The 15,326-nt window shown below is 53.5% G+C and carries 11 protein-coding genes; 8 read left to right on the top strand and 3 right to left on the bottom strand.

Going from position 1 to position 15,326, the window contains the following annotated elements; translation table 11 throughout:
* Positions 1-58: 58 nt before the first annotated feature.
* Positions 59-1,396 (bottom strand): polyamine export protein PaeA, encoded by a 1,338-nt coding sequence (paeA, locus tag AC07RN_RS11210; protein WP_012015809.1) that lies wholly within the window; start codon positions 1,394-1,396, stop codon positions 59-61.
* A 221-nt stretch (positions 1,397-1,617) separates the two neighbouring features.
* Positions 1,618-2,259 carry a peptide-methionine (S)-S-oxide reductase MsrA gene (gene msrA / locus AC07RN_RS11215; RefSeq protein ID WP_478336371.1) on the bottom strand — a complete coding sequence of 214 codons (642 nt, stop codon included), beginning with the start codon at positions 2,257-2,259 and terminating at the stop codon, positions 1,618-1,620.
* A gap of 222 nt (positions 2,260-2,481) precedes the next feature.
* On the opposite strand from msrA, the gene tamA reads away from it, so the two are divergent.
* From tamA to AC07RN_RS11245, 6 genes are all read left to right on the top strand, one after another.
* Positions 2,482-4,215, top strand: coding sequence for an autotransporter assembly complex protein TamA (gene tamA, locus AC07RN_RS11220; protein WP_478336372.1), 1,734 nt, complete (start codon positions 2,482-2,484; stop codon positions 4,213-4,215).
* Entirely contained in the window at positions 4,212-7,988 is a 3,777-nt protein-coding gene (tamB, locus tag AC07RN_RS11225; RefSeq protein ID WP_478336373.1) for an autotransporter assembly complex protein TamB, read from the top strand. The genes tamA and tamB overlap by 4 nt, the downstream gene beginning before the upstream one ends.
* Positions 7,989-7,990: 2 nt before the next feature.
* Complete coding sequence (locus AC07RN_RS11230) at positions 7,991-8,335, top strand: gamma-glutamylcyclotransferase family protein (protein WP_478336374.1); 345 nt, start codon at positions 7,991-7,993, stop codon at positions 8,333-8,335.
* Between the two features lie 393 nt (positions 8,336-8,728).
* A complete protein-coding gene (locus AC07RN_RS11235) occupies positions 8,729-9,190 on the top strand; it encodes a fimbrial protein (protein ID WP_478336375.1) in 462 nt (153 codons plus the stop codon).
* 55 nt (positions 9,191-9,245) lie between these two features.
* A complete protein-coding gene (locus AC07RN_RS11240) occupies positions 9,246-10,145 on the top strand; it encodes a fimbrial protein (RefSeq protein WP_478336376.1) in 900 nt (299 codons plus the stop codon).
* 57 nt (positions 10,146-10,202) lie between these two features.
* Positions 10,203-11,861: an O-antigen ligase family protein gene (locus tag AC07RN_RS11245; RefSeq protein ID WP_478336377.1), complete on the top strand. Its 1,659-nt coding sequence runs from the start codon at positions 10,203-10,205 to the stop codon at positions 11,859-11,861.
* A gap of 90 nt (positions 11,862-11,951) precedes the next feature.
* Here the strand turns inward: AC07RN_RS11245 and ppa are convergent, their stop codons facing one another.
* Positions 11,952-12,482: an inorganic diphosphatase gene (ppa, locus tag AC07RN_RS11250; RefSeq protein ID WP_012015824.1), complete on the bottom strand. Its 531-nt coding sequence runs from the start codon at positions 12,480-12,482 to the stop codon at positions 11,952-11,954.
* 309 nt (positions 12,483-12,791) lie between these two features.
* Between ppa and ytfQ the strand changes: the two genes are divergently transcribed.
* Positions 12,792-13,748 (top strand): galactofuranose ABC transporter substrate-binding protein YtfQ, encoded by a 957-nt coding sequence (gene ytfQ / locus AC07RN_RS11255; RefSeq protein WP_012015825.1) that lies wholly within the window; start codon positions 12,792-12,794, stop codon positions 13,746-13,748.
* Between the two features lie 65 nt (positions 13,749-13,813).
* On the top strand, positions 13,814-15,316 hold the full coding sequence (gene ytfR, locus AC07RN_RS11260) for a galactofuranose ABC transporter, ATP-binding protein YtfR (protein WP_478336378.1): 1,503 nt from the start codon (positions 13,814-13,816) through the stop codon (positions 15,314-15,316).
* Positions 15,317-15,326: the final 10 nt, after the last annotated feature.

Consider the following 15,326-nt stretch of genomic DNA (forward strand, 5'->3'; position numbering starts at 1 on the left):
TAGTTAAGCAGTAAAAAAAACGGCTCCCAAAGGGAGCCGTTGATGTATGTGCGGGACGTTACGCAGACACTTTCTCTTCTGCGTCCGGCAGTCTCGGTACCAGCACCGTCGGTTTGTTATCAATGCGCGTCACCAGCAGCTGGTCGATGCGATAGTTATCGATATCCACCACTTCAAACTTGTAGCCGGAGAACTTCACCGAGTCGGTACGTTTCGGGATTTTACGCAGCATGAACATCATAAAGCCGCCAATGGTCTCGTAGTTGCCCGACTGCGGGAACTCGTCGATATCCAGCACGCGCATCACGTCTTCAATTGGCGTGCCGCCGTCAACCAGCCACGAGTTTTCATCGCGCGCCACGATCTGCTCTTCCAGACCCTGGCCGACCAGGTCGCCCATCAGCGTCGTCATCACATCGTTCAGCGTGATAATACCCACCACCAGCGCGTATTCGTTCATGATCACCGCGAAGTCTTCACCTGCGGTTTTGAAACTTTCCAGCGCTTCGGAGAGCGTTAAGGTATCCGGCACAATCAGCGTGTTGCGAATCTGCACGCCACTGATCAGCGCCAGACTCTGGTTCGCCAGTACGCGGTTCAGCAGGTCTTTGGAATCGACATAGCCGATGATGTGATCGATATCTTCGTTACACACCAGGAACTTAGAGTGCGGATGCTCGGCGACTTTGTTCTTCAGACTCTGTTCGTCTTCGTGGAGATCAAACCAAATCACGTTTTCGCGGCCCGTCATGGAGGACGGCACGGTACGGGATTCCAGTTCAAACACGTTCTCGATCAGCTCATGTTCCTGCTTACGCAGCACACCGGCCAATGCACCGGCTTCGAACACGGCGTAGATATCATCAGAGGTGATGTCGTCTTTACGCACCATCGGGATCTTAAACAGGCGGAAAATATTGTTCGCCAGGCCGTTAAAGAACCACACCAGCGGGCGGAACACGTACAGACAGAAGCGCATCGGGTTGATGATGCGCAAAGCCACAGCTTCTGGCGCAATCATACCGATGCGTTTCGGGGTTAAGTCCGCGAACAGGATGAACAGACCCGTCACCAGCGAGAAAGAGAGGATAAAGCTCAGCTGCTCGGAGAGTTCAGGTGCAAAGTATTTGGAGAAGAGACCGTAAAACACCGGCGAGAACGCCGCATCACCCACGATACCGCCCAAAATGGCGACAGCGTTCAGGCCAATCTGCACCACGGTAAAGAACATACCGGGGTTTTCCTGCATTTTCAGGATGCGCTGTGCATTGATGTTGCCATCGTCGGCCAGCAGCTTAAGTTTGATTTTTCGGGAAGCGGCCAGTGAAATCTCTGAAACTGAGAAAAAGGCACTGACAGCGATGAGACAAAGTATTAGTAAAATACTGTTTAACATAGTTTATCCGGCTTCTCGCCAGATCCTCGGAAGGGAAGTTAATTACATTTGTGTGAAGACACATTGAACACCCGCTCGTAGCGTTGAGCCGATTATTTCAGCGGGTAGTATAGCGTAAGAGAGTGTAAAGCCGCCAGAGGGCACATTTTCGGCTTTTTTCGGTGGACAAATTGCTGAAAAAGCAGGCCGGATGGCGACGTGCCACCCGGCGTTTACAACGCTTAGGCGAGCTGTGGCGGCAGGCATACGCCAATCCCACCGATGCCGCAATAGCCGTACGGATTTTTGTGCAGATACTGCTGATGGTCATCTTCTGCATAGTAGAACGGCGTCGCATTGGCGATTTCCGTGGTCACCTTGCGATGGTCACCCGCCGCCTGCATGGCATCCTGAAAACGCGCCAGACTTGCGCGCGCGGTTGCGTCCTGTTCCGGCGTTAACGGATAAATCGCGGAACGGTACTGTGTCCCGTGGTCATTGCCCTGCTGCATTCCCTGGGCCGGGTCGTGGTTTTCCCAGAACACCTGTAATAATTGTTCGTAGCGGGTAACGCTCGGATCGTACACGATGCGTACCGCTTCGGCGTGGCCGGTTTCACCTGAGCACACTTCACGATAGGTCGGATTTGGCGTATAGCCGCCAGTATAGCCCGCTGCGGTGCTGTAAACTCCCGGTAGCTGCCAGAACAAACGTTCGACGCCCCAGAAACAGCCCATCGCGAAAAGGGCGATTTCCATGCCATCCGGGACGTTGGTCATTGAATGATTGTTGACGGCATGCAGCGTCGCCACTGGCATCGGAGTGTTGCGTCCCGGTAATGCATCGGCTTGAGAAACAAGCTGCTTTTTGTCGAATAAACTCACGGTGGGGCCTCCCAGGTAGCGATATTTCAGTTAGGGTTGTCACGAAGCGTTTAATTGAACACAATAAATACGCTGAATGAGTCTAGATTTAAACATAAGAAATATTAGGCCTCTCGGCCATTTTTCAACCCGCGAATTGGGTTTTGGGCTTTATGCCGTGATACGCCGCGGAGCGGCACTTCATTGCTTCCAGGGTGGAAACAAGGATATTCAGGAGAAAACGTGCCAAAGATCCGCCAGTTATGTTTGGTCAGTTTATTGCTGACAAGCGGAGTCGCCAGCGCGGCGAATGTCCGTTTGCAGGTTGAGGGGTTATCCGGGACGCTGGAAAAAAACGTGCGTGCGCAACTGTCGACCATCCAAAGCGACGAAGTGACGCCCGACCGGCGTTTTCGCGCGCGCGTGGATGATGCCATTCGCGATGGTTTAAAAGCGTTGGGTTACTACGAACCCACAATCGATTTCGATTTACGTCCGCCGCCCGCCAAGGGACGTCAGGTGCTGATCGCCCGTGTCTCGGCGGGGGAACCGGTGCTCATTGGCGGCACAGACGTTGTGCTTCGCGGCGGCGCACGTACCGACCGCGACTATCTGGATCTACTGAGCACGCGGCCCAAAATCGGCACGGTGCTTAACCACGGCGACTACGACCACTTCAAAAAAGAACTCACCAGCGTATCGCTGCGCAAAGGCTATTTCGACAGCCAATTTACCAAAAGCCAACTGGGCGTGGCCCTCGAAAGACGTCAGGCGTTCTGGGATATCGATTTCGACAGCGGCGAGCGCTACCGTTTTGGCGATGTCACTTTCGAAGGGTCGCAAATCCGCGATGAATATCTGCAAAACCTGGTGCCGTTCAAAGAGGGCGACTATTACCAGTCAAAAGACCTCGCTGAACTGAACCGCCGTCTCTCGGCGACCGGCTGGTTTAACTCGGTCGTCGTTGCACCTGAATTCGACAAAGCGCGTAAAACCAAAGTGTTGCCGCTGCATGGCGTGGTCTCTCCACGTACTGAGAACACCATTGAAACGGGTGTCGGGTATTCAACGGACGTTGGCCCGCGCGTCAAAGCGACGTGGAAAAAGCCGTGGATGAACTCCTACGGTCACAGCCTGACCACCAGCACCAGTATCTCCGCGCCGGAACAGCAGGTGGATTTCAGCTATAAAATGCCACTGCTGAAAAACCCGCTGGAACAATATTATCTGGTGCAGGGCGGTTTTAAGCGCACCGATTTAAACGATACCGAACAGGATTCCACCACGCTTGCCGTCTCTCGCTTCTGGGACCTCTCCAGCGGCTGGCAGCGCGCGATCAACCTGCGCTGGAGTCTTGACCACTTTACGCAGGCTAATGTCACTAACACCACAATGCTGCTTTATCCGGGCGTGATGATCAGCCGCACCCGTTCGCGCGGCGGCCTGATGCCGGTGTGGGGCGATTCCCAGCGTTATTCCATTGATTATTCGAACACGGCCTGGGGATCGGACGTCGATTTCTCGGTTGTGCAGGCGCAAAACGTCTGGATCCGCACCCTTTATGATAAGCACCGCTTCGTGATGCGCGGCAACCTCGGCTGGATTGAAACCGGTGATTTCGAGCGTGTGCCGCCGGATCTGCGCTTCTTTGCCGGCGGTGATCGCAGCATTCGTGGCTATAAATACAAATCCATCTCCCCGGAAAACGAGAAAGGGCAACTGACGGGGGCGTCCAAGCTGGCGACCGGTTCGGTTGAGTACCAATACAACGTCAGTGGAAAATGGTGGGGCGCGATGTTCGTCGACGGCGGCGAAGCGGTGAATGATATCCGCAAAAGTGATTTCAAAACCGGCGCGGGCGTCGGCGTGCGCTGGCAATCACCCGTCGGGCCAATCAAGCTTGATTTCGCTGTTCCGGTCGGGGACAAAGACGAGCACGGTTTACAGTTTTACATCGGTCTGGGGCCTGAATTATGAGTTTATGGAAGAAGATAAGCCTCGGCGTGTTGATTTTTATCCTGCTGCTGCTCGGCACGGTGGCGTTTTTGGTCGGGACGACAACCGGTCTGCATCTGCTGTTTAACGCGGCAAACCGCTGGGTGCCTGGGCTGGAAATCGGCCAGGTGACGGGCGGCTGGCGCGACCTGAGCCTGAAGAACATTCGTTATCAGCAGCCGGGCGTGGCGGTTAACGCAGGTGAGTTCCATCTTGCGGTCAAATTGCACTGCCTGCGTGACAGCAGCTTGTGCGTAAACGATCTGTCGTTAAAAGACGTAAACGTGACGATAGATTCGAAAAAAATGCCGAAGTCTGCGCCTATTGAAGAGGAAGATACCGGCCCGCTGAATCTCTCGACGCCGTATCCGATCGCGCTATATCGCGTGGCGCTCAATAACGTCAATATCAAAATCGACGACACCACCGTGTCGGTGATGGACTTCACCTCCGGCCTGCGCTGGCAGGAGAAGAATTTAACCCTGACGCCAACCGCGCTGCAGGGGCTGCTGATTGCGCTGCCGAAAGTGGCAAAAGTGGCGCAGGAAGAGATTGTCGAACCCAAAATTCAGAACCCGCAGCCGCAAGAAAAACCGCTGGGCGAAACGCTGAAAGATCTGTTCTCTAAACCGGTTCTGCCAGAGATGACCGACGTTCATTTGCCGCTCAATCTGAATATCGAAGAGTTTAAGGGCGAGCAGCTGCGCCTGACCGGGGATACCGATCTGACGGTGTTCAACATGCTGCTGAAAGTGAGCAGCATTGACGGCAATATGAAGCTCGACACGCTGGATATCGACACCAATCAGGGCAGCGTAAACGCTACCGGAAACGCGCTGCTTCGCGACAACTGGCCAGTGGATATGACCCTGAACAGCACGCTGAACATCGACCCGATCAAAGGCGAGAAGGTGAAGCTCAAAGTGGGCGGCGCGCTGCGCGAGATGCTGGAGTTTGGCATTAATCTGTCAGGTCCGGTGGATATGGTGTTGCGCGGGCAAACTCAGCTGGCCGAAGCCGGTTTACCGCTGAACATTGAAATTGTCAGCCAGCAGCTGTACTGGCCATTCACCGGCGAAAAACAGTTCCAGGCCGATGACCTCAAGCTGAAGCTCAGCGGAAAAATGACCGACTACACGCTGTCGTTCCGCACCGCCGTGAAAGGCGAGGGCGTGCCCCCTGCGAATATCACGCTGGATGCGAAGGGCAACGAACAGCAAATTAATCTTGATAAACTGACCGTGGCGGCGCTGGAAGGGAAGACCGAGCTGACGGCGTTACTCGACTGGCAGCAGGCGATCAGCTGGCGCGGCGAGCTGAAGCTTACAGGCATCAACACCGCCAAAGAGGTGCCGGACTGGCCGTCGAAACTCGACGGTTTGATCAAAACGCGTGGGAGTCTGTACGGCGGAAGCTGGCAGATGGAAGTTCCGGAAATCAAAATCACCGGCAACGTGAAGCAAAACAAAGTGCTGGTGGAAGGGGCGCTGCGCGGCAACAGTTATCTGCAGTGGATTATCCCTAAAATGCACGTCGCGCTGGGACGCAACACCGCCGATATCAAAGGCGAGTTGGGGGTTAAAGATCTCAATCTGGATGCGACGATTGACGCGCCAAACCTAGACAACGCGCTGCCGGGCTTGGGCGGGACGGCGAAAGGCTTGGTCAAAGTACGCGGCACGGTGGATGCGCCGCAGCTACTGGCGGACATTACCGCTAATAACCTGCGCTGGCAGGCGTTGTCCATTGCCCGGGTGCGCGTCGAAGGCGACGTGAAATCCACCGATCAGATTGCCGGAAAACTGAACCTGCGCGTGGAGCGTATTTCGCAGCCGGATGTGAATCTCAGTCTGGTCACGCTGGACGCGAAAGGCAGCGAGAAACAGCACGATCTCCAGCTGCGTGTGCAGGGCGAGCCGGTTTCTGGCCAGCTGCATTTAACGGGCAGTTTTGACCGCAAAGAGGAGCGCTGGAAAGGGCAACTGGATAATACCCGTTTCACGACGCCGGTCGGGCCGTTGGCGCTCTCGCGTTCTATTGCGCTGGATTACCGCAACGCGGAGCAGAAAATCAGCATTGGGCCGCACTGCTGGACCAACCCGAATGCCGAGCTGTGCGTGCCGCAGACTATCGACGTGGGTGCAGAAGGCCACGCGGTGGTGAACCTGAACCGCTTTGATCTGGCGATGCTGAAACCGTTTATGCCGGAGGCCACGCAGGCCAGCGGCGTATTCAGCGGTAAGGCCGATGTGGCATGGGACACCACCAAAGAGGGCTTGCCGCAGGGTAGCGTGACGCTCTCCGGTCGTAACGTGAAGGTCACGCAGACGGTGAACGACGCACCGCTGCCGGTGGCGTTTGACACGTTGAATCTGAAAGCCGATTTGCATAACAATCGCGCCGAATTGGGCTGGCTGATTCGTCTCACCAATAACGGCCAGTTCGACGGCCAGGTGCAAATTACCGATCCGCAGGGGCAGCGGAATCTGGGCGGTAATGTGAATATCCGCAACGTTAACCTTGCGATGGTGAACCCGATATTCTCCCGCGGTGAAAAAGCCGCGGGGATGCTCAGCGCCAATCTGCGGCTGGCGGGAAATCTGCAAAGCCCGCAGCTGTTTGGACAAATGCAGTTGAACGGGGTGGATATCGACGGCAACTTTATGCCGTTTGATATGCAGCCAAGCCAGATTGCGATGAACTTCAACGGCACAAGCTCGACGCTGGCAGGGGTTGTGCGCACCCAGCAAGGGCAAATCAACCTGAGCGGTGATGCGGACTGGACCCAAATTGATAACTGGCGTGCGCGCGTGGCGGCGAAAGGCAGCAAAGTGCGTATTACCGTGCCGCCGATGGTGCGCCTGGATGTGTCACCGGACGTGGTGTTTGAAGCTACGCCAAGCCTGTTTACCCTCGATGGCCGCGTTGATGTGCCGTGGGCGCGCATCGTGGTGCATGACGTGCCGGAAAGCGCCGTGGGCGTTTCAAGCGATGAAGTGATGCTGGATAACAATCTGAAACCTGCCGAGCCGAAAAGCGCCGGGATTCCGATTAACAGCAACTTGATCGTTCATGTTGGGAACAACGTGCGCCTTGATGCGTTTGGCCTGAAGGCGCGACTGACGGGTGACCTGAAAGTAGCGCAGGACCGACAAGGGCTTGGCCTTAACGGGCAGATCAATATTCCGGAAGGGCGTTTCCACGCTTACGGTCAGGATCTGATTGTGCGTAAAGGCGAACTGCTGTTCTCCGGCCCACCGGATCAGCCGCTGCTGAATATTGAAGCGATTCGTAATCCTGAATCTACCGAGAACGACGTGATTGCCGGGGTTCGCGTGACGGGAACGGCCGATGAACCGAAGGCCGAGATCTTCTCGGATCCGGCGATGTCGCAGCAAGAAGCCCTCTCTTACCTCCTGCGTGGGCAGGGTCTGGACAGCCAGCAGAGCGACAGCGCGGCGATGACGTCAATGTTAGTGGGTCTGGGGGTTGCACAAAGTGGTCAGGTTGTGGGTAAAATCGGCGAGACGTTTGGCGTCAGTAATCTTGCGCTGGACACCCAGGGCGTTGGCGATTCTTCGCAAGTTGTGGTCAGCGGCTATGTATTGCCGGGTCTGCAAGTGAAATATGGCGTAGGGATCTTTGACTCGCTGGCGACTCTCACGTTACGCTATCGCCTTATGCCTAAGCTATATCTGGAAGCAGTGTCTGGTATAGACCAGGCGCTGGATGTGCTCTATCAGTTTGAGTTCTAGCAATGCGAATATTTGTCTACGGTAGTTTACGCACTAAGCAGGGCAACAGTCACTGGATGACCAATGCTCAGTTGCTGGGCAATTACAATATCGAGAACTACCAGTTGTACAGTCTGGGCCACTATCCAGGCGCGGTTCCGGGGAACGGAACGGTACAGGGTGAAGTTTATCGTATTGATAATGCCACGCTTGCCGAACTTGATGCCTTGCGCACCAGGGGCGGTGAATATGCACGTCAGTTGGTCCAGACTCCGTATGGAAGTGCCTGGATGTACGTGTATCAGCGGCCGGTCGATGGATTGAAATTAATTGAAAGCGGTAACTGGTTAGACAGAGACCAGAACTGAGATCCTCCTCACAAGACCACGCTTCGGCGTGGTTTTTTTTTGATATTTTTCAGTCACAAGAAAGTCCAAAAATGGACTTTGCCTATGAGTCTGAAAATGGACTGCCAAACTCTTTCAGAATGTGAATGAATCAGTAAAATACGCTCCATGAATTAGATGATATTAAATAAAAGCATATTTGTTGATTTGTTTTTCATGACATGAATATGTGTTTGTTTTTTATTTCTAATTTAAATTTTCATCTAATGTTTATCTTGTCGAAAAATATTTTGATATTAATTGATGTGATAGTGGTGAAAATAAAGAATAAATAATTAATCAAAAGGCGTGAGCATATTTTGACTAATTATTTATTCATACCCCTCAATAGTTAAATATTTTATAGGATCTAAAATGAACTTTAAAAAAGCGGCTTTGGCTTCTGTTATGGGAATGATGTTGGTTGCTGGCGCGGCTAATGCGAAGGATCAGGGTCACGGTAAAGTGACTTTCACCGGTTCTATCATTGATGCGCCATGCTCCATCAACCCAGATAGCATCGATCAGACTGTGAGCCTGGGTCAGGTTTCTAACGTTGCTTTAAAAGCCAATAGCGGTTCAGGCACTTCCGTACCACGTAATTTCGAAATCAAACTGGAAGGTTGTGATACCACTACGCTGAAATCAGTGAAAACCACCTTCACTGGCGCAGAAGGCGCAACTGACGGTTCACTGGGTATCACCGGTACTGCTAACGGCAGTAATCAGATAAGCATACAGGCCTACGTGCAGGGCGAGCCAGTGGCGATTGCCCAGCAAACTATCACGCCTGGGGATTTTTCGGCGACGGCAACGTTTGAGCTGGCGTATCCATAATGTTTGCCATTAATAATGGCGAATCAAATAACGCTTATTTTCAGAGCAGATTATTATGTTAAAAAATATCCTGTTAATTGTTATTTCAATATTTTTATTAAGTACAAAAGCGAACGCGGATATTGGCGGCTTCGCCGGCGTTGGACAAGCATGTCCTAATAGTTATTTTGGTAATGGTATGTCGACTCCATGGGATTATGTATTTACGGGTAGAACCTGCGCCGTAGGCAGTGCACAATACGTACCTGTTTCTGGTTATTACTCAGCAGAAACCATACTTTATTTCGGAAACTCTCCAACGCCAATATATACGTTCACAACAGGTTCAGCATATATAGATGCTAATCAAAAATTGTTTGATCAAAATGTATATCCTAGTGGTGGTGAAGGTACATATCGATTTACTCTGCAACCAGGGCAAACCGCGACTATATGTGCTTACCTTATTGGCCCGGATGGCAAGAAATTTTCCGTTGGCATGGACGTGGGGCAAGGTTTAACCAGATGTTACGATGGTTACACCCCATTACCCCCTACTCCACCTACTCCTACCACGTCCTGCAGCATTAACAACGGTAACGCCTTAAGTGTTTCTCTGGGTACGCTGAATCGCGATGAAATCCCAACGGCGCCCGACTCTGGTTCGGCCATTAGTAAAACGATTTCAGTCGTTTGTACGGGTGGAACGGTAACGACCAATATGCAGCTGAACTACACACCTATATCCGTTGGCAGCAATCAGGCGGTAAAAACGTCAGCGAATGGCGTCGGGGCAGCGATATTTTACAGCAATAAAGTGCTTTCGCCTTCGGATGTCACTTCGGTGAATTTTTTAGAAGGCTCTAATACCCTGACGTTAGGATTCCAGGCCGTGCGCGATTCTACTGTGGCGTTAAAAGATATTCCTACCGGGGCATTTACTGCGAGTGCGGTATTAGTCATGACCCAGCAGTAATTAATCGCCTTTATTTCCTTTAACAGGACGGGTATTCCCCGTCCTGAATATTTATCTATGCCTATGTCACTACGCTATTTAAAAAAACTGTCCGCAAATAATATCGTCACCCTGTTAATCCTGCTCTGGCTTTGCGGCGGGCTGCTCTGGATGCTACCTAATCACGGTAGCGCCGGGTTGGCCCTGCCGCAAAACCTGCTCGCCTGGTGCGTGCTGGCGCTGATTGCGCTGTGTTGTGCAGTCTTTTCCCCACGATGGAAAGCCGCTTATCCTCCTGGTACGATCCTGATTATCGCGGGGGCAGCGCTCTGGTCCCTGCCGTTACTGTGGTCACCACTTACCGCCTGGCAGTGGAACGCTCTGCCGAAAGTGCTGGCACTTTGGGGGCTGGTCGGTATCTGGCTGCTGATGCTGAAATCCACCCGTTGCCACCGAATGCGGCGTGTCTGGCTGGTGATTCTGGTTTTGTCGGCGCTGCTCCAGGTCGGTTTTGGGGTAGTCCAACTGAGCGATATTGAACATCTGACCGGGGGCCGCCCCTATGGGAGCTTCCAGCAGGTCAACGTGTTGGCCTCGTTTCTGGCAACTGGAACGGTTTGCGCTCTGTGGCTGTTTCTGGCATCCCGTCAGCGGTTAATCACGTTTATATCCGCCACTGCGCTGGTGCTGTTGCCCGCCATGCTGGTGCTGTTACAAAGCCGCGCCGGGGGATTGGGAGCCGTTGCGGGCGCGCTGATTCTGCTGCTGGCGGCCGGCAAAAGCCGACGTCGTAATGGTTATGCAGTGCTGTTACTGCTTGCGGGCGCTGGCGCGGGAGCACTCACGTTGTACTTCGGGCCGATGCTGATTCCTGGCTTTATCCCTGAGCTGGTACAGAAGGAAGGCTCTAACGTTCAGCGCTGGTATCTGATCACATTGACATGGCAACTGATTCTGAACCATCCCTTCATTGGCAACGGTTACGGCAGTTTTGAAGCGCTGTTTGGGCAGCTTTCGCAACAGGTTCCGCCGGGTATGGGCACGACCACGGTTCAGTACCCGCATAACGAGTTTTTGTATACCTGGATGGAAGGCGGCCTGGTCGCGGTGGCAGGCATTCTGCTCATGATCGCGGGCATTTTTAAACGGCTGTGGGGAAGAGGCGGCAGTCGGTGGTGCGGTCTGGCGACCATGTTGCCGCTGGCGCTCCACATGAACCTGGAATATCCACTCTATCAGTCGGTGACGCACGGCCTGATGCTGGTGATGCTCCTGACCCTCGATGGCCCAGCGGCCAGAGCAAGTACAGATCATGCTGGCTATGAAAAACCGCTGCGCGCAGGCGTAGGGCTGGTGGCATGCGGTGTGCTGGCGTTTATGATTTCCGGTGTGGTGACGGAGGTGCAACTCACCCGCATCGAGCATCAGGGGCTGGTGCCTTTCGTCCATGGGGAAACGGCGGTGGTTGAATCGTTAGCCAACGCATACAGTCAGTATGATCGCCTCGACTTTGACCGTCATGTTGCGTTGCTGCTTCGCTTTAACATCACCAGAGACGCTGCGTTGCTGACCCGCTTTCGCGAGTGGGCAGAACGCTTTTCAACGGTGCATAACAACCCTGACGTCACCCATAGTCTGCTTATGATCGTTCGGTCGGAAGGTGACCCGTCGGCTCAAGCTCTTTGCCTCAAGGCAAAAGCGATGTGGCCAGACGATCCCCGGTTTGACTGTTTTTAAAGCCTGGCGTTGTCGGATGGTCTGAAAAGCGCCATTCGACGCCAGAAACAAACACACCGCCCGTAGGCGGTGTGTTGAGCAGCGTAAGAATTACTTCTTCGCGGCGCGTTCGAAGGACGCAACGATTTCAGCTTTAGCCGCTTCAGCGTTGTCCCAGCCGTCAACTTTAACCCATTTGCCTTTTTCGAGATCTTTGTAATGCTCGAAGAAGTGGGTGATCTGCGCTTTCAGCAGTTCTGGCAGGTCGTTCACATCTTTAATGTGATCGTACTCTTTGCTCAGCTTGGTGTGCGGAACCGCAACCAGTTTCGCATCTTCGCCCGCTTCGTCGGTCATTTTCAGCACGCCAACTGGACGGCAGCGAATGACGGAGCCTGGCTCCAGTGGGTACGGCGTTGGGACCAGAACGTCAACCGGATCACCATCTAAAGACAGGGTGTGGTTGATGTAGCCGTAGTTGCACGGGTAGAACATCGCGGTGGACATGAAACGGTCAACGAACAGTGCACCGGTGTCTTTGTCGATTTCGTATTTGATAGGATCTGCGTTGGCCGGGATTTCGATAACAACGTAGATGTCTTCCGGCAGTTCTTTACCCGCAGGGACGTTGAGTAAGCTCATGTCTGTGTCCTTTAAAATGTATGGTAAACAAGTGGCGAGTATTATAGCCAACTCACGATGAAAGTCTCCGCCTCTTTTCACACCTGCCCACGTTCACATGCCATTTTCAGACGCTTTCCATGACAGGAAAATCCATAAAGCTAGCCACATATTCAATGGGTGAATGAAAGCGATTACAAACTTGTGATTAACGTTTTGTTCACTTTTCCGAAGTGTGATGTAACGCATTCCGTTACATATTCCATTGGCTATAGTTGGGTCGCAGAACATCTTTTGACCAACAATAACCTGGGCTATGAGGGCATCATTATGTGGAAGCGCTTACTACTTGTTACAGCAGTTTCGGCAGCCATGTCGTCTATGGCGATGGCCGCACCATTAACCGTCGGTTTTTCTCAGGTCGGATCTGAATCCGGCTGGCGCGCGGCAGAAACCAACGTCGCTAAAAGCGAAGCCGAGAAACGCGGCATTACGCTGAAAATCGCCGATGGGCAGCAAAAGCAGGAAAACCAGATCAAGGCAGTCCGATCGTTCATAGCCCAGGGCGTTGACGCTATCTTCATCGCGCCTGTTGTGGCGACAGGCTGGGAACCGGTTCTGAAAGAAGCCAAAGATGCAGAAATCCCGGTCTTCCTGCTCGACCGTTCTATTGATGTGAAAGACAAATCCCTCGTGATGACAACCGTCACCGCGAACAACGTGCTGGAAGGCCAACTGATTGGCGACTGGCTGATCAAAGAAGTTAACGGTAAGCCGTGTAACGTTGTTGAGCTGCAAGGTACGGTTGGCGCAAGCGTCGCAATCGACCGTAAAAAAGGCTTTGCAGAAGCCATCGCCAAAGCGCCAAACATCAAAATCATCCGCTCCCAGTCCGGCGACTTTACCCGCAGTAAAGGTAAAGAAGTCATGGAGAGCTTCATCAAGGCTGAAAACAACGGCAAAAATATCTGCATGGTTTACGCCCACAACGATGACATGGTGATCGGTGCTATCCAGGCAATCAAAGAAGCGGGCCTGAAACCGGGCAAAGATATCCTGACGGGCTCCATCGACGGCGTGCCGGATATCTATAAAGCGATGATCGACGGCGAAGCGAATGCCAGCGTCGAACTGACCCCGAATATGGCCGGCCCGGCGTTTGATGCTCTTGAGAAATTCAAGAAAGACGGCACCAAACCAGAGCAAGTGACCATCACCAAATCGACGCTCTACCTGCCGGATACGGCGAAAGAAGAGTTAGAGAAGAAGAAAAACATGGGTTACTGATCCTCTTTTCCCGATCCCTCTCCTTCCGGAGAGGGTTGGGTGAGGGTAATGCCGGGGGCGACAGAATGACGAACGAACAACACCAGGAAATCCTCCGAACAGAGGGACTCAGTAAATTTTTCCCCGGCGTGAAGGCGCTGGATAATGTGAACTTTAGCCTGCGTCGTGGTGAAATCATGGCGCTCCTGGGGGAAAACGGCGCCGGTAAATCCACGCTGATCAAAGCCCTGACCGGGGTTTATCACGCCGATCGTGGTGCGATCTGGCTCGAAGGTAACGCTATCTCCCCACGAAATACGGCCCATGCCCAACAGCTTGGCATCGGGACGGTTTATCAGGAAGTCAACCTGCTGCCGAACATGTCGGTGGCCGATAATCTGTTTATTGGCCGTGAGCCGCGTCGGTTTGGCCTGCTGCGCCGAAAAGAGATGGAAGCGCGCGCCACCAAACTGATGGAGTCTTACGGTTTTTCTCTCGATGTGCGCGAGCCACTGAACCGTTTTTCCGTTGCGATGCAGCAAATCGTTGCCATTTGCCGCGCGATCGATCTCTCCGCGAAAGTCCTGATCCTCGACGAACCTACCGCCAGCCTCGACACGCAAGAGGTGGAAATGCTTTTCACCCTGATGCGCCAGCTGCGCGATCAGGGTGTCAGCCTGATCTTTGTCACCCATTTCCTCGATCAGGTTTATGAAGTCAGCGATCGCATTACCGTCTTGCGAAACGGTGCGTTTGTCGGGTGTCGCGAAACGCACGAACTGCCGCAAATCGAGCTGGTGAAAATGATGCTCGGCCGCGAGCTGGACACCAAAGCGCTGCAACGTGCGGGCCGCACGCTGCTGAGCGATAAACCGGTCGCTGCGTTTAAAGATTTCGGCAAAAAAGGCACGATTGCGCCATTCAACCTGGAAGTGCGCCCCGGCGAAATCGTCGGGCTGGCGGGCTTATTAGGATCGGGGCGTACCGAAACCGCCGAAGTGATCTTTGGGATCAAATCAGCCGACAGCGGCAGCGCGACTATCAAAGGCAAACCGCAAACCTTGCGCTCACCGCATCAGGCCTCGTGTCTGGGCATTGGTTTTTGCCCGGAAGACCGTAAAACCGACGGCATTATTGCCGCCGCCTCGGTGCGGGAAAATATTATTCTGGCGCTCCAGGCTCAGCGCGGCTGGCTACGGCCCATTCCGCGGAAAGAGCAAAATGCGATAGCCGAGCGCTTTATTCGCCAGCTTGGGATCCGCACGCCAAGTCCTGAACAGCCGATTGAGTTTCTCTCGGGCGGCAACCAGCAAAAAGTGCTGCTTTCCCGCTGGTTGCTCACTAAACCTCAATTCTTGATTCTGGACGAACCCACGCGTGGCATTGATGTGGGGGCGCATGCGGAAATCATTCGCCTCATCGAAACGCTGTGCGCTGATGGTCTGGCGCTGCTGGTTATCTCCTCCGAACTGGAAGAGCTGGTGGGCTATGCCGATCGCGTCATCATTATGCGCGATCGTAAACAAGTGGCAGAGATCCCGCTGGATGAACTGTCTGTTCCAGCGATCATGAATGCCATCGCGGCATAAGGAGTCAATC

The organism is Lelliottia sp. GFLA7, assembly GCF_056490165.1.

Excerpts from the sequence above, each read along its gene's own strand:
- ytfQ (WP_012015825.1), top strand. The coding sequence starts at position 12,792 with ATGTGGAAGCGCTTACTACTTGTTACAGCAGTTTCGGCAGCCATGTCG.
- paeA (WP_012015809.1), bottom strand. The coding sequence starts at position 1,396 with ATGTTAAACAGTATTTTACTAATACTTTGTCTCATCGCTGTCAGTGCC.
- AC07RN_RS11235 (WP_478336375.1), top strand. The coding sequence starts at position 8,729 with ATGAACTTTAAAAAAGCGGCTTTGGCTTCTGTTATGGGAATGATGTTG.
- AC07RN_RS11245 (WP_478336377.1), top strand. The coding sequence starts at position 10,203 with ATGCCTATGTCACTACGCTATTTAAAAAAACTGTCCGCAAATAATATC.
- AC07RN_RS11240 (WP_478336376.1), top strand. The coding sequence starts at position 9,246 with ATGTTAAAAAATATCCTGTTAATTGTTATTTCAATATTTTTATTAAGT.
- tamB (WP_478336373.1), top strand. The coding sequence starts at position 4,212 with ATGAGTTTATGGAAGAAGATAAGCCTCGGCGTGTTGATTTTTATCCTG.
- AC07RN_RS11230 (WP_478336374.1), top strand. The coding sequence starts at position 7,991 with ATGCGAATATTTGTCTACGGTAGTTTACGCACTAAGCAGGGCAACAGT.
- ppa (WP_012015824.1), bottom strand. The coding sequence starts at position 12,482 with ATGAGCTTACTCAACGTCCCTGCGGGTAAAGAACTGCCGGAAGACATC.
- ytfR (WP_478336378.1), top strand. The coding sequence starts at position 13,814 with ATGACGAACGAACAACACCAGGAAATCCTCCGAACAGAGGGACTCAGT.